Origin of the sequence: Curtobacterium luteum, from assembly GCF_014646995.1 — a bacterium.
Classification (GTDB): domain Bacteria; phylum Actinomycetota; class Actinomycetes; order Actinomycetales; family Microbacteriaceae; genus Curtobacterium; species Curtobacterium luteum.
Genome location: NZ_BMOI01000009.1, coordinates 67,677 through 90,761, shown reverse-complemented (window position 1 = coordinate 90,761; position 23,085 = coordinate 67,677). Strand labels below are relative to the sequence as shown.

The window sequence follows — 23,085 nt, the reverse complement described above, 5'->3', positions numbered from 1 at the left end:
CCGCGCCTCCCGGCGGACCTGCCTGGAGGCGCGGCTCGCGTGACGTGCGCCGCTGACGGTCCGTCAGTCGGTCAGCTCCACCACCAGCTCGACCTCGACCGGCGCGTCCAGCGGCAGGACCGCGACGCCCACCGCGCTGCGCGCGTGGACGCCGGCGTCGCCGAAGACCTCGCCGACGAGCGTGGAGGCGCCGTTCGCGACGGCCGGCTGCCCCGTGAAGGACGGGTCCGACGCGACGAAGACCGTCACCTTGACGACCCGTGCGACGCGGTCGAGCGAGCCGGCGACCGACTCGACGGCCGCGAGCGCGTTGAGCGCCGCCGTCCGGGCCTGGCCGGCGGCGGTCTCCGGGTCGACAACGGCACCGACCTTGCCCGTGACCGACAGCGCGCCGTCGACGAAGGGCAGCTGACCGGCGGTGTACACGTACCGGCCGGTCACGACCGCCGGTACGTAGGCAGCGACCGGGGCCGCGACGGACGGGATCGCGAGTCCGAGCTCGGCGAGACGGTCCGAGACGGTCATGCGTCGGCCTTGGGACGCTTGAGGTAGGCGACGAGTCCGCCCTCGGGACCGGTGACGACCTGGACGAGTTCCCAGCCCTCGTCGCCGAAGTTGTTGAGGATCGCCGTGGTGTTGTGGATGATCAACGGCGTCGTGAGGTATTCCCAGCGGCTCATGCGGTTCCTTGCCAGCCTTTCAGTCGGCGGTGTCGTTTAGGCTGCATCCTATGTCTGCCCAGAAGACGTCTGCTTCGCGGACCAAACCAGTCTCCGCAGTCGGTGCCTTCATCGGATTCGTCGGCTTCAGCGTGCTCGCTGGCCTCCTCGTGACGATCGGAGTGACGCCTGCGATCGCGGTGGCCGGTGTGACCACGACCTCGACGATCGGCGTCTTCGAGTCGCTCCCGGAGTACATCGAGATCGGTGACCTCCCGCAGCGCAACGAGCTCTACGCCTACCAGGGCAGCAAGAGCGTGCACTTCGCGACGGTGTACGACCAGAACCGTCAGGAACTCAAGTTCGACCAGATCAGCGACAACCTGAAGAACGCTGCCATCGACGGCGAGGACAAGCGGTTCTTCGAGCACGGCGGCGTCGACATGACGTCGCTCGTGCGCGCGGGCGTCGGCAGCCTCGCCGGCGGTCTGGGCGAGTCCGGCGGCGGGTCGACGCTGACCATGCAGCTGGTCCGCAACATCAAGATGCAGCAGGCGCTCGAGCTCCCCACCGAGAAGGCGCGCCTCAAGGCCTACAACGCGGCCACCGAGACGAGCATCCCCCGCAAGCTCGAGGAGATGAAGCTCGCCATCGGGCTTGCGAAGAAGTACTCCAAGAAGGACATCCTCACCGCCTACCTGAACATCGCCTACTTCGGCGACCAGACCTACGGCGTGCAGGCGGCGGCGCAGCACTACTTCAACAAGTCGGCGACCGAGCTGACCCCGGCCGAGGCGGCCTCGATCCTCGCGATCGTGCAGTCGCCGAACACGCGCAACCTGTCGACGCCGAAGAACTACGACGCCAACGTCGCTCGTCGCAACGTCATCCTCCGCTCGATGTACGCGCAGAAGCACATCACCGAGGACGAGTACCGCAAGGCGCGGCTGAGCAAGCCGGCCGACTACGTGCACCTGACCCAGCCGACGCAGGGGTGCCGGGCCTCCGTCGGTGACGGCTCGCAGTTCTTCTGCGACTACGCGGTCAAGGTCGTCAAGGAGATGTCGCAGCTCGGTGCGACGGCGAAGGAGCGTGCGGCGGCCTGGCGCAACGGCGGGTACAAGATCCAGACGACGCTCGACATCGGCCTGAACGCGCAGCAGAAGCAGATCCTCAACACGTACGACAACAAGGCGGAGACGCAGATCGCCCTCGGCGCGACGCTCGATTCGGTCGAGGTCGGTACGGGTCGCATCCTGACGATGGCGCAGAACAAGGACTTCGACGAGGCCCTGAAGTCCGCACCCACGTCGACCTCGCTGAACTACTCGGTCGACTACAAGTACGGCGGGGCGAGAGGGTTCCAGACCGGTTCGACGTTCAAGGCGTTCACGCTCCTCGACTGGATCAAGGCGGGCCACGGCCTGAACGAGACCGTCAACGGCACCGCGCGCGTCGTGTCGCCGTGGACCAAGTGTGGTCAGCCCGACTACACGCAGTTCGACGTCTCGAACGACTCCCCCGGCGAGAACGGCAACTACAGCGTCATCGGCGCCACCGCGGGCTCGATCAACGGTGCGTTCGCCTCGATGGCGCAGAAGCTCGACCTCTGCGACATCGAGACCATGGCGAAGAACTTCGGCGTGCACCGCGCCGACGCGAACCCGCTCAACACGTACCCCTCCTTCATCCTCGGGACGAACGAGATCGCGCCGCTCACGATGGCTGCCGCGTACGCCGGCATCGCGAACAACGGCACGTTCTGCGCTCCGATCGCGATCGACCAGGTGACGGACGCCTCGGGCAAGAAGCTGGGCGGCCAGGCCAAGGACTGCTCCCAGGCGGTCGACCCTGCCGTCGCGCAGACCGCGGTCTACGCGATGAAGCAGACGATCACGAGCGGTACCGCCCGCGGTGCACAGACCGCCGACGGCACCCAGATGTTCGCCAAGACGGGTACGACCGACGAAGCCGAGCAGATCTGGCTCGTCGGCGCTTCGACCAAGGTGGCCACCGCCTACTGGCAGGGCAACACCGACGGCAAGAAGCTCAACCTCCGTCACTACAGCAACGGCGTGAACGGCACCTACGCCGGCGTGCGTGCTGACGTGTGGCGCCAGGCGCAGACCCCGGTCAACGCGGCCTACCCCGGCGGCGCCTTCACGGACCCGTCGTCGACGGCGATCCGGGGCAACAGCGTCCAGCTGCCGAACCTCGCGGGCAAGAGCCCGGACGAGGCACGGTCGACCCTCGCCTCGGCAGGCTTCACGTACGTGGACGGCGGCACCCAGCCCGGCCCCGGGACCGCGGGCAGCGTGCTCAAGACCTCGCCCGCCGCAGGGTCCTACCTCTCCCAGGGCGCGAGCGTCACGGTGTACACGACCGACGGCTCGCAGGCCTCGATGCCGAACGTGACCGGCAAGAACGTCGGCAGCGCACGGTCCGAGCTTGAGTCGGCGGGTCTGACGAACATCACCATCTCCGACCAGTACGAGCGCGGCAGCGGTTCCCAGCAGTGCAAGGTCGCCTCGACCGACCCGGCCGCCGACGCCACGGTGGGCAAGGACACCGCGGTGACGGTCAAGCTGTACGGCACGAAGGACGGCAAGGCTCCGAAGGACTGCAAGTGACGCGCGGCCGCGCCTCGCTCGGGGTCCTCGCAGCGGGCGCGGCCGTCGGAGCCGGCGCTGCGGCGTGGGGCTCCCTCGTCGAGCGCCGTCGCTTCGGCATCCGGTGGGAGACGGTCCCGGTGCTCGCGCCGGGCTCTCGCGACATCGTCGTGCTGCACCTCTCCGACATCCACATGGCGCCGTGGCAGTCGGACAAGCAGCAGTGGCTGCGCAACCTCAGCCTGGTGGAGCCCGACTTCGTGGTGAACACCGGCGACAACCTCGGCCACGTCACCGCGAACTCCGCCGTCGAGTATGCGCTCGAGCCCTTCCGGGGCGTCCCGGGCGCCTTCGCGTACGGCTCGAACGACTTCTACGGCCCGACGCCCCGGAACCCGTTCAAGTACTTCACGGGTCCGAGCGCGCACGGCAGCGGGGGCGCCCGCCCCGTGGAGCTCGACATCGACCGCCAGACGGCGTTCTTCGAGTCGCTCGGGTGGCTCGACGTGAACGACAAGGCACATGCGATCGAACTCCGTGGCTCGCGCCTGGAGCTCTTCGGGACGTCGGACGCGCACCGCGACTGGGACCGCCTCGACCTCCTGCCGACGAACGTCGACGAGATGCGCAGCGACGTGCCGTGGTCCGCGGACGAGGACGGCCCCGCGCCGGTCTCCCTCGGGATCACCCACGCGCCGTACCGCCGTGTCCTCGACGCCTTCGTGACCCAGGGTGCCGACGTCATCTTCGCCGGCCACACGCACGGTGGCCAGGTCCAGGTGCCGGGCGTCGGCGCGCTCGTCACGAACTGCGACCTCCCCCGCCGCTACGTCAGCGGGCTGCACAAGTGGGAGCACCGCAACCACTGGTCCTGGCTCGAGATCTCGGCCGGGCTCGGGACGTCGATCTACGCCCCTGTGCGGTTCTCCTGCCGCCCCGAGGCCGTCGTCGTGACCCTCACCGCCCGCGTCGACTGAGCCGCCGTGGCGACGCGCCCGGGAGTTGTCGAGATGGTCGTGAGCACCCTCGATCATCCGGTAGACTTCTGGGGTTGCTCCGGTTCGGAGTGATCACACCGCGGGGTGTGGCGCAGCTTGGTAGCGCGCCTCGTTCGGGACGAGGAGGTCGCAGGTTCAAATCCTGTCACCCCGACAGCAAGGCCCTGGTCAGACGACCAGGGCCTTCCTCGTTCCCCGGAGCCCCGCGTTCCTCCGGAGCCCCGCGTTCCCTCGAGCGAGCTCGTCCGCCGGTCGGACTCAACGAAGGGGCACGACACCCCGCGTGCCCGTCGGCGAATGGTCGTGAATCGTCGCTGTGCGCCGTCTGGAGCGACACCTCGTGACCGCTCGACGCCCGGAAGACGGGGTGTCGCGACCGGCCACCACCGCCCACAGTGCTCCGGCCCGAGGTCTCCCTCCCCGACGACGAAGCCCGCCGAGACTCCAGCGTCCTGGAACCTCGACGGGCTGAGCGGCTCGCGCCTCGGCCGAGCGTGCGTCGGCGTCACGCCACCGCGGCACCCGCCGGCACGAGCCGCCCCTCGGCGTGCAACTGCGCCACGACGTCGAGCGCCTGGTGCCGGTAGCGCGCCTGCGCCGCCCCCGGAGCGACGATCACACCATCGGCACCGGTCGACTCGACGAGCGCGTTGATCTTCGCCGCCACCTCGTCCGCGGTGCCGTAGGCCTGGCGAGCGGTCCGCGCCTCGATGAAGCGTCGCTCGAGGTCGGAGAACTCGTACGCACGAGCCTCCTCCATCGACACCGGCTCGGGCTTGGCACCCTGCCGCATCCGGATGAACGAGATCATGCCCGGCGCGCTCTGCTCCGCGATCACGGCCGGGTCCTCGTCGGTGACGACCTGCACGCCGATCAGCGCGTTCGGGGTCTGGCGGAAACGCGACGGCCGGAACGAGTCGCGGTACAGCGCGAGTGCTGCCTCGGTGTTGTCGGACGCGAAGTGGTGCGCGAACGCGAACGAGACACCGAGCGCACCGGCGACCTGCGCGCTGTAGCCCGAGGAACCGAGCAGCCAGAACTCCGGCACGTCACCGTAGCCGGGCACTGCGCGGATGCGCGAGAGCGGGTTCGACGCCTCCATGCCGGTGAAGAAACCGATGAGGTCCGCGAGCTGCTGCGGGAAGCCGTCGACGTCGAGGCGGTCGGTGCGGCGGAGCGCCATCGCCGTCGCACCGTCGGTCCCGGGTGCACGGCCGATGCCGAGGTCGACCCGGTCGCCGTACAGCGCACGGAGCGTCCCGAACTGCTCGGCGACGACGAGCGGTGCGTGGTTCGGCAGCATGACCCCGCCGGAACCGATGCGGATGGTCGAGGTGGCTGCCCCGACGGCGCTCAGCAGCACGGCGGGCGCGGACGAGGTGATGCCCGGCATCCCGTGGTGCTCGGCGACCCAGATGCGCTCGTAGCCAAGCTGCTCGGCGTGCACCGCCATGTCGATCGAGCCCTGCAGGGCCTCGGTGTTGGACTGGCCGTACTCACGCGTGGCCAGGTCGAGGACGGACAGGTGCACGGAAGCGTCGCTCATGTGGTCACCAACAGTGGCCGGCCGACGTGCATTCCGCACCCCCTGACGGCCTGGAGGCGCGGGGCGGGCCCGTCACGGGCCTCCAGGCCGTCGGGGGTTGCCGTGTGCCGGTGGCGACCGTCAGTCGCCGTCGAGGTGCCCGCCGGACTCCGTGAGGTAGCAGTTCGCGCAGAGCGACTCGTACGTGACGTCCTCGCCGTCGATCGCCACCTGGGAGCCGTCGAAGACGAAGCGATCGTCGATGCGGCGCGCGTTGAAGACCGCCTTGCGACCGCAGCGGCAGATCGTCTTGAGCTCCTCGAGGGAGTGCGCGATCTCGAGCAGCCGGGCGCTGCCCGGGAAGGCCTCGGTCCGGAAGTCGGTGCGGATGCCGTACGCGAGCACCGGGATGCCGTCGAGGACCGCGACGCGCAGGAGGTCGTCGACCTGCTTCGGCGTGAGGAACTGTGCCTCGTCGACGAGCACGCAGCTCACCGGGCGCACCATGCCGTCGAGACCGGCCGACGCCGGATCGGTCGACCCGGCTGCGGTGACGGCCGCCCGGACGTCGTCGGACGGCGCGAAGACCACGTCGACCGACCGGGTGACGCCGAGTCGGGACACGATCTCGTGGTCGCCCTTGGTGTCGACCTCCGGCTTGGCGAGCAGGACCCGCTGCCCGCGCTCCTCGTAGTTGTACGCCGCCTGCAGCAGCCCGGTGCTCTTGCCGCTGTTCATCGCGCCGTAGCGGAAGTAGAGCTTCGCCACTACGCGAGGAACCCGTCCTCCGCCGCACGACGGATGAGGTCGGACTTCTTCGACGCGGGACGACCGACCTTGCTGTACTTCTCACGGACGCGCCGCAGGTAGGTCTTCGCGGTCTCGTACTGCACGTTCATCTGCGCAGCGACCTCGTTCGTCGAGTAGCCGGACACGTAGAGCCGGAGTGCCTCTTCCTCACCGTGGCTGAGCTTCGGCCGCTGGTGCGCACTCGCGCCGGTCGGGAGCGGCCGCCAGTCGCGCTGCGGCGGCGTCTCGCGGGCGACGCCCATGATCTCGCGGGCGACGTCCATGACCTCGCGCATCGGCAGCGACTTCGACAGGAAAGCAGCGGCGCCGGCGGCGAGGGCACGGTCGCGGGACTCGCGGCTGTCGACGCTCGACAGGACGATGACCTTCGCCCCGGCGGCACGGCAGGTCCGGACACGCGCCTCGATCGACACGGGCTCCTTGAGCTGGAAGTCGAGGAACACGAGGTCGGTCGGGAAGCTGTCGCTGTGGACCATCTCGAGCCAGGTGTGTGCGGTGAGGGCCAGGTCGAAGTCGAACGCGTTCACGGCGATCCAGCTCGAGAGGGAGTCGAGCAGGACCTCGTGGTCGTCGAGGATGGCCAACCGCACCCGGCGGGTCCCCGGGGTCGGGAGGACGGGACCGCCCTCCGAGAGCCGGTTCGGGTCAGTGCTGGTCATACGAGAACCTTAGTGCGAGGGCGGACGGCCGGACGGTGACGTCCAGGTCGGGGAACGTGACACGGAGGACCGCGAGGTACGGGTCGAAGGTGCGGTGGATGCCGATGTCGGAGTCAGCGACCACGACGTCGACGGTGACCTCGATCCGCTCCCCCGCCGTCCCGCGTGCCCGGACGACCAGGCCGGCCGGATCGACGGCCGGAGCGCGCATCACGGCGCGGAGGAAGGTGCGCACGACGGTCCGCTGGTCGACGTCGAGGGTCGCGAGCAGTCCGTCGGGGTCGTCGATCTCGGCTCGTTCGCCGCCCTCGGCGCGGACGGCGTACTCGAACCACGTCCGGTCCGCATCGGCCACCATGCCGCGCCGGAGGGTGTCCGCGATGGCCCTCGCCCGCGCCCGGTCCGCGTCGGTGATCGCGTCGCGGGTGCGGAGCTCGGCGAAGAACGGCGCGACCTCGGTGGCGAGCAGGGTCGAACGGTCCCGCTGCACGTTCGCGGCGATGCCGTCCTGTTCCGCCCGCTCGACCGAGTACGAGCCGGCGCGGATCTGCACCCGCTCGGCGAGCCCGGAGAACGTCCACGCGAAGACCGCCGACGCCCCGGTGAGCACGAGCGTCGGCGCTGCCGCCAGGAAAGCGGCGACGGCCACGGGGACCTGGTGCGGGAAGGTCGCGGCAGCGACGCCCCAGGCGGCCGCGTCGACCGCGGCGAGCACCAGCCCGCCGAGGGCGAGGTCGGTCCACGGCCGGTACGGAGCGACCATCACGATGCCGGTCGCGGTGAGCAGGCTCATGAAGTCGTTGAGGGCGTTGCGGTCCGGGCCCCATTGGGCGGCGACGCTCGTCACCGAGGCCGTCGCCAGCAACGCCACGTGCGCCACGAAGGCCCCGCGGGTGAACGGCGCACGGAACGGACTCGACGCGGCGATCACGACGGTCGCCGAGGCCGCGACGAGCAGCACGGTGAGGGCGCTCAGGCCGGGGCTCCCGACCACGTCGCGGTCGAACAGCGACACCAGCAGTGCCCAGACCGTGCCGGCGGCACCGATCACGACGGCGAGCGGCCGCGACCCCATCGCACCGAGCGGGTCGTACTGCTGCGCGGTGCGGCGTGCAGCCGTCACCGGGCACGCTCCGGCTCGTCGTCCTCGATGCCGCGGGGCCGGAACGACGCGTCGCCCCCGGTTGCGGAGCCCCCGGATGCGACGCCGCCCGACGCCAGACCACCCGACACGAGGCCGCCGGACGCGCGTCCGGACGCCACGACGTCGCCGGAGGGTGTCCCGCTCCCGCCGACCCGGCCGACCGGGGTCGGCATCGGCACGGTCATCATCACGCTCGTGCCCGAGCCGGGCGACGACCACACCTGGACGGACCCGCCGACGCGCTCGATGCGCTGCCGCACCGAGCCGCGGAGGCCCATCCGGTCCGCGCCCGTCGCCGACTCGTCGAAGCCCCGCCCGTCGTCCACGACCATCACCGTGCACGAGGCGCCGTCGTCGAACACGCTGACCTCGGCCGCGTCGACGCCCGCGTGCTTCCGGACGTTCGCCAGGCACTGACCGGCGGCCCGCACGACGGCGTCGAGCGTCCGGTCGTCGAGCCGTTCGAGGGACCGGGCCTCGCCGGTCGTCGTGATGTGGAGGCCCTGGGTCCGCTCGGCGTCGAGCATCGCGCCGAAGGCCGAGGAACCCGTGGCGGCCGGGCTGGGCGGCTCCGATCCCGACGCTCCGAGCCACTTGCGCTCCGTGAGCAGCGCGAGGTCCTCGTCGACCGTGCGCGCGAGGTGCTCGTCCATCGGGCCGTCCGGCGCGATGGCGATGGCACCGAGGTGGTTGAGGACGGTGTCGTGCAGGATCGCCGCCGCCTCGGCCTCGACACCGGCGCGGTACGCGGAGACGTGTTCCTCGCGCGCCGACCGGAGGAGTTCCGGCTGGACCCGCGCGGACCGGGTGGTGGCGCGGCTGGTCACGAGCACGAGGGACACCACGAACGCCAGCGTCACCCACGCCAGGACGAGGGGGTGCGGGGTCCCGTCCGTCTGGACGAGTGCGAGCAAGGCGGCACCACGGCCGACCACGAAGCCGCCGATCGACCAGACCACCACGCGACCCGGCACCGCACCGGCACCGCCGACGAGGACGAGCGGGATCACCGCGAGGGACAGCACGAAGGACGCCACCCAGGGGACCTCGACCTCGCGCTGCACGACGGTCGCGAACCACCAGACGCACGTCCCGCCCACGACGAGGAACGCCACCGCGGACCGCGATGTGCCGAACTGCACGTGGAGCCCGATCATCGCCAGCATCGGCACCAGCGCCAGCACCGCCCCGACCACCTGCGCGCCGGGCTCGGTCGCGCGGAGCAGCAGCAGCGCGACCGCCGCCGCCACGATCGACCCCACGGCGGCGGCGTGGAACGCGCGCACCGTCGACCAGGCATTCACGCGTGGCGCGAGGTGCGTGGGGATGCCGAGCACGGGTGGGACGTCCTTCCGGGTAGGTGTCGCCACCGCCGGTGTACCCCGAATCGGGATGCCGACAGCGACCCGCCCGATGATACCGGCCCGATCCGACATCGGGTGTCCCCCGAACGCGGACCGGACGTCAGAACAGCGTCGGCGATGTCCCGGTCACGGTACGCCGCTCGGAGAAGTCCGGTGCAGCACGCTTCAACGGCATCACGCGCGTGCGGTCGACGCTGTGCCCCATCGAGCCGGTCGTGGGGTCGACCTCCCCGAGACCGACCCCGTGCGCCCGCAGGATCGGCCTGATCCGCTCCCCCAGCCACCGCCGGTAGTCGCGCGGTGCGTAGGTGTTGTCGAGGTACATCGCGCGGTACCGCTCGACGAGGTCCGGCCGGCTCCGCTGCAACCACGCGAACCACCACGGCTTCACGCCGGGCCGGAGGTGCAGTGCCGAGTACATGATGCTCGTCGCGCCGGCAGCCACGGCCCGACCGACGGCGTCGTCGAGGTGCGCCTTCGTGTCGGTGATGTACGGCAGGACGGGCATGAGGAACACCGCACAGTCGAGCCCCGCGTCGCGGATCGCCCGGACGGTGGCGAGTCGGGCGGCGGTCGCGGGCGTGCCCGACTCGACGGACTGCTGGAGGTCGTCGTCGTACACGGCGATCGACATGGCGAGGTCGACCGGCACGCGTTCCGCAGCGGCCACCAGCAGCGGGAGGTCGCGCCGCAGCAGCGTGCCCTTCGTCAGGATGCTGAACGGCGTGCCCGAGTCCGCCAATGCCTCGATCACCCCGGGCATGAGCCGGTACCGGCCCTCAGCCCGCTGGTACGGGTCGGTGTTCGTCCCGAGTGCCACCGGGTGCCCCTGCCAGGTCCGCTTCGCGAGCTCGCGCCGGAGCACGTCCGCGACGTTCGTCTTCACCACGATCTGCTGGTCGAAGTCGGCGCCGCCGTCGAACTCGAGGTAGGTGTGGGTCGGCCGGGCGAAGCAGTAGACGCACGCGTGACTGCAGCCGCGGTACGGGTTGATGGTCCAGCCGTACGTGCCGTCCCCGTCCGCACTCGGCACCCGGTTCAGGGCGCTCTTCGCCAGGACCTCGTGGAACGTCACGCCCGCGAACTCGGGCGTCGTGACGCTCCGGACGAAGCCGCTGTTCGACTCCATGCCCGGGAGCGCGTCGTCCGCCGACGCGTCGATCGCCTGTCCACTCCACCGCATGCGGCCATTCGAACACATGTTCGAACGCGCCGCAAGCGAGCAGCGGTCTCAGTGGTGCAGGCCGAGGACCTTCGCGGTGCGCTCGAGGGTCTGGTCAGCCAGCGCCGGGTCGTCGCCGAGGTCCTGTCCGTACGTCGGGACCATCTGCCGGACGGTGCCCTGCCAGCCGGCCCAGCGGTCGGGGAAGCAGCGTTCGAGCAGCTTGAGCATGATCGGCACCGCCGTCGACGCTCCCGGGCTCGCGCCGAGGAGTCCCGCGATCGACCCGTCCGCGGCCGTGATGACCTCGGTGCCGAACTGCAGGATGCCGCCCTTGTCGGCGTCGGGCTTGATGACCTGCACGCGCTGACCCGCCGTGATCCGGTGCCAGTCCCCCGGCTCCGCGGCGGGCATGAAGTCGCGCAGCGCGTCGAACTTCGTCTGCTTCGACGCGAGCAGCTGCCCGACGAGGTAGCGGACGAGGTCGAAGTTCGAGAACGCGACGCTCAGCATCGGTCGGAGGTTGTGCGGCCGGATGCTCTTGAACAGGTCGAGCACGGAGCCCTGCTTCAGGAACTTCGGGCTGAACCCGGCGTACGGCCCGAACATTAGGGAGGCCTTGCCGTCCACGATCCGGGTGTCGAGGTGCGGGACCGACATCGGCGGCGCACCGACGCTCGCCTTCCCGTAGACCTTCGCCGCGTGCTTCTGCACGACCTCGGGATCGTCGGTGCGGAGGAACTCACCCGACACGGGGAAGCCGCCGTACCCGCGGATCTCCGGGATCCCCGACTTCTGCAGCAGGTGCAGTGCTCCGCCGCCGGCGCCCACGAACACGAACTTCGCCGCGAGCCGCTGCTTCGACCGCCCGATCTCGTTCCGGACGTCGAGCACCCACCCCTCGCTGATCTTCGACCGGGTGACGTTCGTGACCTGGTGCGAGGACTCGAACTCGACGCCGTCGATCTCGAGCTGATCGAAGAGCTGGCGCGTCAACGAGCCGAAGTCCACGTCGGAGCCCGCGGCGGAGTAGGTCGCGGCGATCGGCTGGTCCTTCTTGCGGCCGGGGATCAGCGCGGGCGCCCACCGCCGGATCCGAGCCGGGTCGTCGGAGTACTCGATGCCGGCGAACAGGGGGTGGTCCTTGAGGGCCTCGTACCGCTTGCGCATGTACTCGACGTTCTCGGCTCCCCACACGAAGGAGATGTGCGGGGTCGGGTTGATGAAGTTCGACGGCTCCGGGAGCGCACCGGACTCGACCAGGAACGACCAGAACTGCCGCGACACCTGGAACTGCTCGTTGACCCCGACGGCCTTCGCGATGTCGACGCGCCCGTCGGCGAGCTCCGGCGTGTAGTTCAGCTCGCAGAGCGCGGAATGCCCGGTCCCCGCGTTGTTCCACGGGTTCGAGGACTCCTGCGCGACACTGCCCAGGCGCTCGTACACGCGGATCCGCCAGTCCGGCTCCAGCCGGTGGATGATGGCGCCGAGCGTGGCGCTCATGATGCCACCCCCGACCAGGACGACGTCGATCGGGTCCACCTGCTTCACTGCCACCCGTCGATCCTACTGCGGTGTGGTGTGAACCAGGTGCCCGCCGGCCGGACGGGAGGCCCGTGGCGGCGCCGCCACGGGCCTCCCGTCCGTCCGGTGGTCGGGACCGGGCCGGGTTCCGCTACGCGGCGACGGCGCGACGTGCGACGATCGCCTCCGCGATCTGCACCGCGTTCAGGGCGGCGCCCTTGCGGAGGTTGTCGTTGCTCACGAACAGCGCCAGGCCGTGCCCCTCGGGCGCGGACTGGTCGGCGCGGATCCGACCGACGAACGACGGATCCTGACCGGCGGCCTGCAGCGGCGTGGGGACGTCCGAGAGCTCGACACCGGGAGCACTCGCGAGGATCTCGGTCGCGCGCTCGGGCGTCAGCGGACGTTCGAACTCGGCGTTCACCGAGATGGAGTGGCCGGTGAAGACGGGGACCCGGACACACGTGCCGGCGACGAGGAGGTCGGGCAGCTCGAGGATCTTGCGGCTCTCGTTGCGGAGCTTCTTCTCCTCGTCGGTCTCGCCGAAGCCGTCCTCGACGATGCTGCCGGCGAGCGGGACGACGTCGAACGCGATCGGGCGCACGTACTTGACGGGCTCCGGGAACGTGACCGCGGAGCCGTCGTGCGTGAGCGCAGCGGTGTCCTGCTCGAGCGCGGCACGTGCCTGGCCGAGGAGTTCCTCGACCCCGGCGAGTCCGGAACCGCTCACGGCCTGGTACGTCGTGGCCACCAGGCGACGCAGCCCGGCCTCGGCGTCGAGCACCTTGAGGACCGGCATGATCGCCATCGTCGTGCAGTTCGGGTTGGCGATGATGCCCTTCGGGGCGTCGTCGATCGCGTGCGGGTTGACCTCGCTCACGACCAGCGGGACCTCCGGGTCCATCCGCCAGGCGCTCGAGTTGTCGACGACGACCGCTCCGGCTGCCGCGAACTTCGGTGCCAGAGCACGCGAGGCGGCCGCGCCCGCCGAGAACAGGGCGATGTCGATACCGGCCGGGTCGGCGGTCTCGGAGTCCTCGACGAGGATCTCCTCGCCGCGGAACTCCAGGGTCGTCCCGGCGGACCGGGCGCTCGCGAAGAACCGGACGCGGTCGGCCGGGAACGCGCGCTCCTCGAGCAGCCGGCGCATGACCGCTCCGACCTGCCCGGTGGCGCCGACGACGGCGACGGTGGGGTTGCTCATGTGGTGCTCCTGGTCGATCTGGTGCGGACTCAGCGGCCGGTGCCGGCGTAGACGACGGCGTCGGTCTCGCCGTCGAGGCCGAACGCCTCGTGCACGACGCGGACGGCGTCGTTGAGGGTGTCGGCGCGGGTGACGACCGAGATCCGGATCTCCGACGTCGAGATCATCTCGATGTTGATCGACGCTTCGTGCAGGGCGCGGAACAGCTGCGCCGAGACGCCGGCGTTCGTGCGCATGCCGGCGCCGACCAGCGCGAGCTTGCCGATCTGGTCGTCGTACTGGATGCTCTCGTACCCGATGTCGGCCTTGGCGACCTCGAGCGCGGTGAGGACGCCCTGCCCCTGGTCCTTCGGCAGGGTGAACGAGATGTCGGTGCGGCCGGTGACGGCCTCGGACACGTTCTGCACGATCATGTCGATGTTCGCGCCGGCCCGGGCCACGATCGTGAAGATCTCGGCGGCCTTGCCCGGGGTGTCGGGCACGCCGACGACGGTGATCTTGCCCTCGGAGAGGTCTCCGGCGATGCCGGTGATGATCGGTTCTTCCACGGTTTCCCCCTCTGCAGGGTTGTAGACGATGGTGCCCTCGGCGTTGGAGAACGACGAGCGGACGTGGAGCGTGACGCCGTGCCGACGGGCGTACTCGACGGCACGGATGTAGAGGACCTTCGCGCCGGACGCCGCCAGCTCGAGCATCTCCTCGCTGGTGATGCGGTCGACCTTGCGGGCACGGGGCACGACGCGGGGGTCGGCGGTGAAGATGCCGTCCACGTCGGTGTAGATCTCGCAGACGTCGGCGTCGAGCGCGGCTGCGAGCGCGACGGCCGTCGTGTCCGATCCACCGCGGCCGAGCGTCGTGATCTCGCCGGTGGTGCGGTTGAAGCCCTGGAACCCGGCGACGATCGCCACGTGTCCGGCGTCGAGCGCCTCACGCACGCGCTTCGGGGTGACGTCGACGATCCGGGCCTTGCCGTGCTGCGCGTCCGTGAGCATGCCGGCCTGGCTGCCGGTGTACGACGAGGCTTCGACGCCGAGGCTCTTGATCGCCATCGCGAGCAGCGCCATCGAGATGCGCTCCCCCGCGGTGAGGAGCATGTCGAGCTCACGCCCGGCGGGGATCGGGGTCACCGAGTGCGCGAGGTCGACGAGCTCGTCGGTGGTGTCGCCCATCGCCGAGACGGCCACGACGACGTCGTTGCCGGCCTTCTTCGTCTGGACGATCCGCTTCGCCACGCGCTTGATGCTCTCGGCGTCCGCGACGGACGATCCACCGAACTTCTGGACGATCAAGGCCACGGGTTGGTACTCCTGGGGACGGGGCGGTCGCGCTGACCGCGCGGTTCCGACAATCGTAGAGGGTGTTTCCGGGATGTTGCGTCCGAGCGGGGGCCGACGCAATGATCCTGCGTGGCCGCCGGGGCGCGACCGGGCTGTGGGGCCAGCGCGGCCGGCTCGGTGCGACAGCGGGCAGGTTCCGGCAGGCCGGCTCGGTGCGTCAGCGGGCAGGTTCCGGCAGGCCGGCTCGGTGCGTCAGCGTGCCCGGTCCGGCGCAGCCGCCGGACTCGGTCAGCCGCCGACCAGCCGACGCCCTTCGAAGGCACGCCCCAGGGTGACCTCGTCCGCGTACTCCAGGTCACCACCGACCGGCAGGCCCGACGCGAGCCGTGTCGTCCGGATGCCCATCGGGACGAGCAGCCGACTGAGGTACGTCGCGGTCGCTTCGCCCTCGAGGTTCGGGTCGGTGGCGATGATGACCTCGTCCACGGTGCCGTCGGCGAGCCGGGTCATGAGCTGCTGGATGCGGAGGTCGTCCGGCCCGACGCCGTCGATCGGACTGATCGCGCCGCCCAGGACGTGGTACAGACCACGGAACTCCCGGGTCCGCTCGATCGCGGCGACGTCCTTGGCCTCTTCCACCACGCAGATCACGGTCGGCGAGCGACGCGGGTCGCGGCAGATGCTGCAGCGCTCCGATTCGGTGACGTTGCCGCACACCTCGCAGAACCGGACCTTCTCCTTGACGTCCGCGAGGAGCTCGGAGAGTCGCGTCGGGTCGAAGGACTCGGTCTGGAGGATGTGGAAGGCGATCCGCTGCGCCGACTTGGGGCCGATGCCCGGGAGTCGCCCGAACTCGTCGATGAGGTCCTGCACGATGCCGTCGTACATCAGGCACCGTCCTCGTGGAGCGCGGTCTCCTCGATGAACTGGGCGCCGAGGATCTCACGGACGACGGCCTCACCGTAGCGTCCCGCGACGGCGGTGCGACGGACCTGCGGCGCGGGCGCCATCCGGGGCGCGGCTGCGGTCCGGGGCGCGACTCCGGTCCGTGGCGCAGGAGGTGCGGCGCTGCCGGTCGCCGGGGCGTTGCCGTTCGGGTCGGTGTCGGCGCTCGGAGCCGCACCGGACTTCCCGTACCCGGGGTCGGGGAACGGCGCGCCGTCGTCGTACGGCTCGTCGTCGAGCGGGTAGTCGTCGACCGGGACGTCGGCCGACGGTCCCGGAGCCGGCGCGACGGCCGGTGCCGTTGCCGGTGCCGTTGCCGGTGCGGCGGCGGGAGTCGGTGCGGCGGCGGGAGTCGGTGCGGCGGCCGGAGTCGGTGCGGCGGCCGGAGTCGGCGTCGTCGTGCCGGCCGAGGGCGCCTCGAGAGCGGAGGTCGTCGCCGGTGCCGCGGTCGGCGACGGGGCCGAGAACGACGACGCGGGACGGAGCTGCGCGGCGAGGGCGGCGTCGATCGCGGGGTCGGCCGGACGCTGGGGCTCGGCGGGGGCCACGGTGGCGCCGGGTTCGGTCTGGCCGAAGGGCGCGGCCCACGTGGGCTCGATGGACTCGGGGACCGCCCCGGCCGTCGGGTCGCCGGTCGGGATGGTGGCCACGGCCCATTCCGTGACGGGGGCTCCGGAATCCGGCGCCGGCGTGCTCGCTGCTTGCTGGCCGGACGACCGGGCGGGCGCTGCCGAGCGGTCCGGCTGTCCGGACGTCTGGGGTGCCGGAGCCTGCTGCTGGGTGCGCGGCTGCTGCTGCGAGGGCGACTGCCGCGCGTCCGGCTGCTGGGTGCCCTGCGGCTGCGTGCCCTGCGGCGACGTGCTCTGCGGCGGCGTGCCCTGCGGCTGGGTCGCCTGCCGCTGCGCCGGTGCCTGCCGCGTGCTCGCCACCGGCGCCCCGGCCGCGGCCGGCCCACGCGCCACGAACTTCACGCGGATCCCGAGGACGTCGAGGATCGCCGCGCGGAGCAGTTCGCTCACGCTCGCCGACGGGTCGGACATCTCCTTGAACGACGCGACGTCCTGCTGGCTCGGGAACGTGAGCGTGAGCACGTCGTCGCGCAACGCGGTCACCTGCGCCGTCACCACGACCGACCACGCCGAACGCTTCGCACGCTGGACGTGCTCGACCACCTGCGGCCACGCATCACGCATCTGCTGGAAGCCGACGACACCGACGGGCTGCACGGCCGGCTCGTCGCCGACGGCGGTGCCCTGCCCGGTGGACGAGGAACTCACCGGAGCCGTCGGACGCTCGCCCGACTGCGGAGCCGACGGCGTCTGCTCGGGCTCGGGAGCCGGTGCACTCGGCACGGCGGCGGCCCAGGACGCGGTGGCGTCACGGACCGTGGAGGCGGGGTCGACTGCGGGCTCGGACGCGGGCGTGGGGGCCGCAACGTCCCGGTTCGGTGTGGCCGCGGTGGCACCCGTCGTGGCCGGGGCAGCAGCCGTTGCCGCCGATGCGGTCCGCTCGGTCGCTGCGGCCGGGGTCGCCTGGGTCGCCGGACCCGTCGCGGGAGCGGCCGCCCGGGGCGTCCCGGTGGAGGCCGGAGCGGCTCGGACGGGCTCCGCCTGGTGCCCACCGGCGTCGCCGACCCCGACGCGACGCTCGAGTCGCTCGACGCGGGCGAGTGCTCCGCGCTGGCTGTCGTCGGCTTCGGGCACGAGGATGCGCGCGGTCATGAGCTCGAGGTGCAGCCGAGGCGAGGTCGCGCCGGTCATCTCGGTCAGCGCCCGGTTCGCGATGTCGGCCGCACGCGAGAGGCCCGTGGCACCGAACACGCCGGCCTGCCGACTCATGGTGTCGAGCTCTTCCGGCGACACTCCGCGGAGCACGGCCGCGGCGCTCTCGTTCGTGGCCGCGACGACGATGAGGTCGCGGAGGCGCTCGAGCAGGTCCTCCACGAAGCGCCGCGGATCCTGCCCGGTCTGCACCACGCGGTCGACCGCGGCGAACGCCGATGCCGGGTCGGCCACGGCGAGCGCGTCGACGACGTCGTCGAGCAGCGCGGCGTCGGTGTAGCCGAGCAGCGCGACGGCCCGCTCGTAGGCGATCGCGCCGTCCTCGCTCCCGGCGATGAGCTGGTCGAGCAGGGAGAGGGTGTCGCGGACGGAACCGCCGCCGGCCCGGACGACGAGCGGCAGCACGCCCGGCGCGACCGCGACGGACTCCTGCTGGCACAGCTGCTCGACGTACTCGAGCATCGCCGCCGGCGGCACGAGCCGGAACGGGTAGTGGTGGGTGCGCGACCGGATGGTGCCGATGACCTTCTCGGGCTCGGTCGTCGCGAAGATGAACTTGACGTGCTCGGGCGGCTCCTCGACGAGCTTGAGCAGGGCGTTGAACCCCTGCGGCGTGACCATGTGGGCCTCGTCGAGGATGAAGATCTTGTAGCGGTCACGAGCGGGCGCGAAGACGGCGCGGTCGCGGAGGTCACGGGCGTCGTCGACGCCGTTGTGGCTCGCCGCGTCGATCTCGATCACGTCGAGCGAGCCGCTGCCGCCGCGCGCGAGCTCGACGCAGCTCGGGCACACGCCGCAGGGCGTGTCCGTGGGTCCCTCGGCGCAGTTCAGGCAGCGCGCGAGGATGCGCGCCGACGTCGTCTTGCCACAGCCGCGCGGGCCGCTGAACAGGTAGGCGTGGTTGACCCGGTTCGTCCGCAGCGCGGTGCGCAGCGGATCGGTGACCTGGGACTGCCCGATCAGCTCGGCGAAGTTCTCGGGCCGGTAACGGCGATACAGGGCGGTGACCACGCCCCCAAGGGTAGTCGGCACCGCCGACACCACCAGCCGTGTCCACAGGTCCGGTCGCAGGTCGCCCCGGACACGAGAAGACTCCTCACGCACCCGCCAGAGCCCGGTTACCCTTGCTGCGTTTCCGCCCTGGGGGAGTTGGCCTGGATGGCGTCACGTGAGGAGCCTCCGGAAGTATACCGGAAGCGACGGGCAGTATCGGACACATGAAGATCGCCATCGCCGGAGGCCACGGGCAGATCGCCCTCCTCCTCGCCCGTCAGCTCACCGATGCCGGACACGACGCCGTCTCGATCGTCCGGAACCCCGCACACGTGCCGGACGTCGAGCAGCAGGGCGCGACCGCACTCGTGGCCGACCTCGAGCAGCTCGACGACGACGAGCTCGCCCTGCGCCTCCGCGGCATCGACGCGGTCGTCTTCGCCGCCGGCGCCGGTCCGAACAGCGGCGCGGAGCGGAAGCTCACGGTCGACCGCGATGCCGCACTGCTGCTCGCCGACGCAGCGGAGCGCCTGGGCGTCCAGCGGTACGTGATGATCTCCGCGATGGCGGCGGACTCCTACGACGCGGAGCGTGCCGTCGTGCCCGCGCACAGCGACGCCGACGTGTTCCAGGTCTACCTGCGCGCGAAGGCGGAGGCGGACGCGAACATCCGCGCCCGCAACCTCCGGTGGACGATCATCCGGCCGGGCGGCCTCCTCGACACCCCGCCACAGGGCACCGTCGACGTCGGTCGCACCGTCCCGCGCGGCACGATCCCCCGCGCGGACGTCGCGGCCCTGGTGCTGCACGCGCTCGTCGACGACCTCGCGGTCGGCGTGCAGTTCGAGGTCACGAGCGGCAACACGCCGATCCCGGCCGCGCTGGCCGCGCTCGGCTGACCCGGCGCGAGGCACCCGGCACGAGGCGCCCGGCACGAGGCGCCCGGCACGAGGCGCCCGGCACGAGGCGCAGACGCAACCGAGCGCGCCGCGCCGCGCCGCGACGCGCCCGCCGCGCCCCGTCGCTACAACGCGACCGCAGCCGACTGCCGGGCGATCTCGAGCTCCTCGTTCGTCGGGATGACGAGCACCGCGACACGTGAGCCGTCCGTGGAGATGCGCCGGGCCTCCCGGGATGCCAGCTCGTTGCGGTCCGGGTCGACCTCGATCCCGAGGTGCTCGAGTCCGGCGAGCACGCGCCGCCGCAGCAGCGCGTTGTTCTCCCCCACGCCCGCGGTGAAGACGATCGCGTCGAGGCCGCCGAGCTGTGCCGTGTAGGCGCCGACGTAGCGGCGGATCCGGTGCCGGTACACGGCGAGCGCCGCCTCGGCGACCTCGTCGCCCTTCGACGCGGCGTCCTGCACGTCGCGCATGTCGCCGTTGCCGGTGAGCCCGAGCAGCCCGGAGCGCTTGTTGAGGATGTCGTCGATTTCGTCGAAGTCGAGCCCGGCCTCGCGGTGGAGGTGCACCAGGACGGCCGGGTCGAGGTCCCCGGAGCGGGTCCCCATGACGAGTCCTTCGAGCGGCGTGAGGCCCATCGACGTCTCGATCGACTTCCCACCGTCGATGGCCGCGGCCGAGGCGCCGTTGCCGAGGTGCAGCACGATCGTCTTCAGCTCGGACAGCGGGCGTCCGAGGAAGGCCGCGGCCTGCTCGGACACGTACTTGTGGCTCGTGCCGTGCATGCCGTAGCGGCGGATCCCGTAGCGCTCGGCGAGGTCGGACGGGATCGCGTAGGTGTAGGCGTGCGGGGGCATCGTCTGGTGGAACGCGGTGTCGAACACGGCCACGTGGGGCACGTCCGAGAAGACCTGCTTCGCGGCGCGGATGCCCTCGAGGTTCGCCGGGTTGTGCAGCGGCGCGAGCGAGGACAGGTCCTCGATCTGCTGCTCGACGTCGGCGGTGACGACGGTCGCGGCGTCGAAGGTGGTGCCGCCGTGCACGACGCGGTGGCCGACGACCGCCGGCGGGTGCTCGTCGAACGAGGGGCCGACCTTGCCGAACGCGTCGAGCATCGCCTGGAACCCGGCGGCGTGGTCGGGCACGGACGCCGCGTCGTTCGACGAGGACTCCCCCGTGATCGCGTTCGTGTGCTTCCACGCTCCCGCGGACTCGCCGATGCGTTCGACGAGTCCCGAGGCGAGCGTGCGCTCGTCGTCGAGCTCGATGAGCTGGTACTTGAACGAACTCGATCCGGAGTTCACGACGAGGGCTGCGGTCACGGGATGGGTCCCTTTCGGTCGGACTGGAGGCACGGGGCGCGGTGGTCGTGTCGGCGCACGCCGACGGTGTGGTCGCCTGCTCAGGCGGACTCCGCCGCGGTGCCGGCCTGGATGGCCGTGATCGCGACGGTGTTGACGATGTCGCTGACGAGCGCGCCGCGGGACAGGTCGTTGATCGGCTTTCGGAGGCCCTGGAGCACCGGCCCGATCGCCACGGCACCGGCCGAGCGCTGCACGGCCTTGTACGTGTTGTTGCCGGTGTTGAGGTCGGGGAAGATGAACACGGTCGCCTTGCCCGCCACCGGGGAGTCGGGCATCTTCGTGCTCGCGACGGTCGGGTCGGCGGCGGCGTCGTACTGGATCGGCCCCTCGACGAGCAGGTCCGGTCGGCGCTCCCGCACGAACGCGGTGCCGGCGCGGACCTTGTCGACGTCGGCCCCGGAGCCGCTGTCGCCCGTCGAGTAGCTGAGCATCGCGACGCGCGGCTCGATGCCGAACTGGGTCGCGGTCTCCGCGGAGGAGATCGCGATGTCGGCCAGCTGCTCGCTCGTCGGGTCGGGGATGACCGCGCAGTCGCCGTAGACGAGGACGCGGTCGGCGAGTGCCATGAGGAAGACGCTCGAGACGATCGAGGTCTCCGGCCGCGTCTTGATGATCTCGAAGGACGGACGGATCGTGTGCGCCGTCGTGTGCTTGGCACCGGAGACCATGCCGTCGGCGAGTCCGAGCTGCACCATGAGCGTGCCGAAGTACGAGACGTCGGTCACGGTGTCGCGGGCGAGCTCGACGGACATGCCCTTGTGCGCCCGGAGCCGGGCGTACTCCTCGGCGAAGCGCTCGCGGAGCTCCGAGTCGAACGGGCTGAGCAGCTGCGCCTGTTCGAGGTCGAGGCCGAGCTCCGTCGCCCGGGCGCGGATGGTGGCCGGCTCGCCGAGGATCGTGATCCGGCAGACCTGCCGCGCCAGCAGCGTCGAGGCCGCACGGAGGATACGGTCGTCGTCGCCCTCGGGCAGGACGATGTGCGTGCCGTACCCGCGCGCCCGGTCGAGCAGCCCGTGCTCGAACATGAGCGGGGTGACGACCCCGGACGGCGTGACCTGGAGCCGGTCGCGGAGCTCGTCGGCGTCGACGTGCTGCTCGAACAGGGCCAGCGCGAGGTCGGCCTTGCGCGGCGAGTCGGCAGCGAGCCGCCCGCGCGTCTGGGTGATGCGGAGCGCGGTGTCGTAGGTGCCGAGGGTGTTCTGCGCGATCGGCAGCGAGCTCGAGAGCCCCTCGAGCAGCCGGGTGATCTGCGGTGCCGTCTCGAACCCACCGTTGAGGATGACGCCCGCGAGGCTCGGGAAGGTCTCCGACTGGTTCGCGAGCAGCATCGCGATGAGGACGTCGCTGCGGTCGCCCGGGACCACGACGATGCCGCCCTCGATGAGTCGGGGCAGGACGTTCTCCATGCTCATGCCCGCGACGACGGTGCCGAGCGCCTCGCGGTCCAGCAGGGCCTCGTCGCCGCGGATCAGCGTCGCGTCGGTGGCCTCGAGCAGCGCCCGGACCGTCGGGGCGACGAGCACCGGGTCCTCCGGGATCGCCCACACCGGGACCCCCGCGTGGTCGTCGTGCACGGCGGCCCCGACGCTCGCCACGATGTCGTCCAACCGGTCGGGGTCGGCACGGTTGACCACGACGGCGAGGAGCTGCGCGTGTGCCGCGCGGAGCTCGCTCGTCGTGACGTCGGCGACCTGCGCCATCATCTCCGGCGTCCGTGCCCCGCGGTCGGCGGCGTCGCGGCCGCCGAGCACGAGCAGGACCGGGGCACCGAGGTTGGTGGCGACCTTCGCGTTGAACGAGAGCTCCGTGGGGCTGCCGACGTCGGTGTAGTCGGACCCGAGCACCACGACCGCATCGCACTGCTGCTCGACCTGGGCGAAGCGCCGGAGGATCGTCGCGAGTGCCGCGTCCGGGTCGGCGTGCACGTCGTCGTAGGTCACGCCGACGGCGTCGTCGTACGAGATCCCCACGGCGGTGTGCTGCAGGAGGAGTTCGAGCACCCAGTCGGGTTCGTCGACCGATCGCGCCACCGGTCGGAACACGCCGACCCGGCCGACCGTGCGGGCGAGCGTCTCGAGGACTCCGAGGGCGACGGTGCTCTTGCCCGTGTGGCCCTCCGCGGACGTGATGTAGATGCGGGTCGACACGGCACCAGGGTATCCGCCGGT

17 protein-coding genes, 1 tRNA gene, 1 other RNA gene and 1 pseudogene are annotated in these 23,085 nt (G+C 71.3%); 4 read left to right on the top strand and 16 right to left on the bottom strand.

Going from position 1 to position 23,085, the window contains the following annotated elements:
• Positions 1–63 precede the first annotated feature (63 nt).
• Both IEY20_RS11285 and sp36 read right to left on the bottom strand, forming a co-directional pair.
• The gene (locus IEY20_RS11285) at positions 64–525 is read right to left on the bottom strand and encodes a RidA family protein (protein ID WP_175329424.1); all 462 of its coding nucleotides are present in this window, start codon (positions 523–525) and stop codon (positions 64–66) included.
• Positions 522–680: a Sp36 family protein gene (gene sp36 / locus IEY20_RS11280; protein ID WP_022903105.1), complete on the bottom strand. Its 159-nt coding sequence runs from the start codon at positions 678–680 to the stop codon at positions 522–524. The genes IEY20_RS11285 and sp36 overlap by 4 nt, the downstream gene beginning before the upstream one ends.
• Positions 681–730: 50 nt before the next feature.
• Between sp36 and IEY20_RS11275 the strand changes: the two genes are divergently transcribed.
• The 3 genes from IEY20_RS11275 (at position 731) to IEY20_RS11265 (ending at position 4,420) form a co-directional block, all read left to right on the top strand.
• Positions 731–3,289 (top strand): transglycosylase domain-containing protein, encoded by a 2,559-nt coding sequence (locus tag IEY20_RS11275; RefSeq protein ID WP_175329425.1) that lies wholly within the window; start codon positions 731–733, stop codon positions 3,287–3,289.
• Entirely contained in the window at positions 3,286–4,245 is a 960-nt protein-coding gene (locus IEY20_RS11270) for a metallophosphoesterase (protein ID WP_175329426.1), read from the top strand. The genes IEY20_RS11275 and IEY20_RS11270 overlap by 4 nt, the downstream gene beginning before the upstream one ends.
• Before the next feature lie 101 nt (positions 4,246–4,346).
• Positions 4,347–4,420 (top strand) — tRNA-Pro (locus IEY20_RS11265).
• A gap of 351 nt (positions 4,421–4,771) precedes the next feature.
• Here IEY20_RS11265 and IEY20_RS11260 read toward each other — a convergent pair.
• The 12 genes and pseudogenes from IEY20_RS11260 to ffs form a co-directional block, all read right to left on the bottom strand.
• On the bottom strand, positions 4,772–5,812 hold the full coding sequence (locus IEY20_RS11260) for an LLM class flavin-dependent oxidoreductase (protein WP_175329427.1): 1,041 nt from the start codon (positions 5,810–5,812) through the stop codon (positions 4,772–4,774).
• Between the two features lie 120 nt (positions 5,813–5,932).
• On the bottom strand, positions 5,933–6,559 hold the full coding sequence (locus IEY20_RS11255) for a thymidine kinase (protein WP_022903110.1): 627 nt from the start codon (positions 6,557–6,559) through the stop codon (positions 5,933–5,935).
• Positions 6,559–7,260: a response regulator transcription factor gene (locus IEY20_RS11250; protein WP_022903111.1), complete on the bottom strand. Its 702-nt coding sequence runs from the start codon at positions 7,258–7,260 to the stop codon at positions 6,559–6,561. Before IEY20_RS11250 ends, IEY20_RS11255 begins: the two co-directional genes overlap by 1 nt.
• Positions 7,247–8,383, bottom strand: a complete 1,137-nt coding sequence (locus IEY20_RS11245; RefSeq protein WP_022903112.1) for a hypothetical protein — start codon at positions 8,381–8,383, stop codon at positions 7,247–7,249. Before IEY20_RS11245 ends, IEY20_RS11250 begins: the two co-directional genes overlap by 14 nt.
• Positions 8,380–9,741, bottom strand: coding sequence for a sensor histidine kinase (locus IEY20_RS11240; RefSeq protein ID WP_175329428.1), 1,362 nt, complete (start codon positions 9,739–9,741; stop codon positions 8,380–8,382). The genes IEY20_RS11245 and IEY20_RS11240 overlap by 4 nt, the downstream gene beginning before the upstream one ends.
• A 127-nt stretch (positions 9,742–9,868) precedes the next feature.
• A complete protein-coding gene (locus IEY20_RS11235; protein WP_229728010.1) occupies positions 9,869–10,951 on the bottom strand; it encodes an Rv2578c family radical SAM protein in 1,083 nt (360 codons plus the stop codon).
• A gap of 48 nt (positions 10,952–10,999) precedes the next feature.
• The gene (locus tag IEY20_RS11230) at positions 11,000–12,487 is read right to left on the bottom strand and encodes a malate:quinone oxidoreductase (RefSeq protein ID WP_188889141.1); all 1,488 of its coding nucleotides are present in this window, start codon (positions 12,485–12,487) and stop codon (positions 11,000–11,002) included.
• A 118-nt stretch (positions 12,488–12,605) separates the two neighbouring features.
• Positions 12,606–13,658 carry an aspartate-semialdehyde dehydrogenase gene (locus tag IEY20_RS11225; RefSeq protein ID WP_175329430.1) on the bottom strand — a complete coding sequence of 351 codons (1,053 nt, stop codon included), beginning with the start codon at positions 13,656–13,658 and terminating at the stop codon, positions 12,606–12,608.
• 92 nt (positions 13,659–13,750) lie between these two features.
• Positions 13,751–14,953, bottom strand: a pseudogene (locus IEY20_RS11220) (aspartate kinase); the annotation flags it as partial.
• Positions 14,954–15,223: 270 nt separating this feature from the next.
• Positions 15,224–15,823: a recombination mediator RecR gene (gene recR, locus IEY20_RS11215; protein WP_022904082.1), complete on the bottom strand. Its 600-nt coding sequence runs from the start codon at positions 15,821–15,823 to the stop codon at positions 15,224–15,226.
• Positions 15,823–18,672: a DNA polymerase III subunit gamma and tau gene (locus tag IEY20_RS11210; RefSeq protein WP_175329431.1), complete on the bottom strand. Its 2,850-nt coding sequence runs from the start codon at positions 18,670–18,672 to the stop codon at positions 15,823–15,825. Before IEY20_RS11210 ends, recR begins: the two co-directional genes overlap by 1 nt.
• Before the next feature lie 73 nt (positions 18,673–18,745).
• Positions 18,746–18,842: signal recognition particle sRNA small type (ffs, locus tag IEY20_RS11205), an RNA gene on the bottom strand.
• Positions 18,843–18,878: 36 nt separating this feature from the next.
• On the opposite strand from ffs, the gene IEY20_RS11200 reads away from it, so the two are divergent.
• The gene (locus tag IEY20_RS11200; RefSeq protein WP_022904084.1) at positions 18,879–19,553 is read left to right on the top strand and encodes an NAD(P)H-binding protein; all 675 of its coding nucleotides are present in this window, start codon (positions 18,879–18,881) and stop codon (positions 19,551–19,553) included.
• A gap of 125 nt (positions 19,554–19,678) precedes the next feature.
• On the opposite strand, the gene IEY20_RS11195 is transcribed toward IEY20_RS11200, so the two are convergent.
• Positions 19,679–20,875 carry an acetate/propionate family kinase gene (locus IEY20_RS11195; protein ID WP_175329432.1) on the bottom strand — a complete coding sequence of 399 codons (1,197 nt, stop codon included), beginning with the start codon at positions 20,873–20,875 and terminating at the stop codon, positions 19,679–19,681.
• An 80-nt stretch (positions 20,876–20,955) separates the two neighbouring features.
• Positions 20,956–23,064, bottom strand: a complete 2,109-nt coding sequence (pta, locus tag IEY20_RS11190) for a phosphate acetyltransferase (protein ID WP_175329433.1) — start codon at positions 23,062–23,064, stop codon at positions 20,956–20,958.
• Positions 23,065–23,085: the final 21 nt, after the last annotated feature.

What these genes read in the sequence shown, in the direction of transcription:
- IEY20_RS11285 (WP_175329424.1), bottom strand. Translation starts at nt 525, where the DNA reads ATGACCGTCTCGGACCGTCTCGCCGAGCTCGGACTCGCGATCCCGTCC.
- sp36 (WP_022903105.1), bottom strand. Translation starts at nt 680, where the DNA reads ATGAGCCGCTGGGAATACCTCACGACGCCGTTGATCATCCACAACACC.
- IEY20_RS11275 (WP_175329425.1), top strand. Translation starts at nt 731, where the DNA reads ATGTCTGCCCAGAAGACGTCTGCTTCGCGGACCAAACCAGTCTCCGCA.
- IEY20_RS11260 (WP_175329427.1), bottom strand. Translation starts at nt 5,812, where the DNA reads ATGAGCGACGCTTCCGTGCACCTGTCCGTCCTCGACCTGGCCACGCGT.
- IEY20_RS11250 (WP_022903111.1), bottom strand. Translation starts at nt 7,260, where the DNA reads ATGACCAGCACTGACCCGAACCGGCTCTCGGAGGGCGGTCCCGTCCTC.
- IEY20_RS11235 (WP_229728010.1), bottom strand. Translation starts at nt 10,951, where the DNA reads ATGCGGTGGAGTGGACAGGCGATCGACGCGTCGGCGGACGACGCGCTC.
- IEY20_RS11225 (WP_175329430.1), bottom strand. Translation starts at nt 13,658, where the DNA reads ATGAGCAACCCCACCGTCGCCGTCGTCGGCGCCACCGGGCAGGTCGGA.
- recR (WP_022904082.1), bottom strand. Translation starts at nt 15,823, where the DNA reads ATGTACGACGGCATCGTGCAGGACCTCATCGACGAGTTCGGGCGACTC.
- IEY20_RS11200 (WP_022904084.1), top strand. Translation starts at nt 18,879, where the DNA reads ATGAAGATCGCCATCGCCGGAGGCCACGGGCAGATCGCCCTCCTCCTC.